Consider the following 625-nt stretch of genomic DNA (forward strand, 5'->3'; position numbering starts at 1 on the left):
CTGCACCGCATCTTGCCGCCGCGCTTCGAAACATACATCGAGATGTCCGCCCGGCGCAGCAGCTCGGACGAAGCGAGGTCTGCCCCGGCAGCAGAGCGGGACAGGCCGATGCTGGCACCGACCGCGATCCGGCGGTCGTCCACTGCCATCGGATGGCCCAGCCGGTCGAGCAGGGCGCGGCACTTGCCTTCGAGGATGGTTCCGGCAGCCGGGCCGCAGACACTGAGCGCAAACTCATCACCGCCCAAGCGATAGGGTTTTGCTTCGCTGCCGCACACCGTCCGCAATTCGTCGGCGATCAGCTTGATGACCTTGTCGCCCACGTTATGGCCATAGAGGTCGTTGACCATCTTGAAGCCATCAAGGTCGATCAGGGCAACGGCAACCTGTCCGTCAGGCTGCCGGTCCTGCCTGATCGCGGCGTGCAGTGCGCGGCGGTTCGGCAGGCCGCACAGGCTGTCGGTCATGCCCAGGTCTTCCAGCCGCGTGATGAATCCGATGCTGATCCGCCCGATCGCAAACGCGGCGACGACGTAAGCCGCTATCGTGAGATAGAGGATCGTCCGGCTTGCCTGGGGATCGAGCCTGTCGCCGAGAAGGAGCAGGACGCAGGTCGCGCCGAACA

The 625-nt window shown here is 65.1% G+C and carries 1 protein-coding gene; it reads right to left on the minus strand.

The features are described from left to right. The coding region (locus tag AC01FP_RS18640; RefSeq protein WP_474482383.1) for a GGDEF domain-containing protein at positions 1-625 on the minus strand (625 nt) is incomplete at both ends.

This window comes from Cyanobium sp. NIVA-CYA 375, assembly GCF_056108345.1.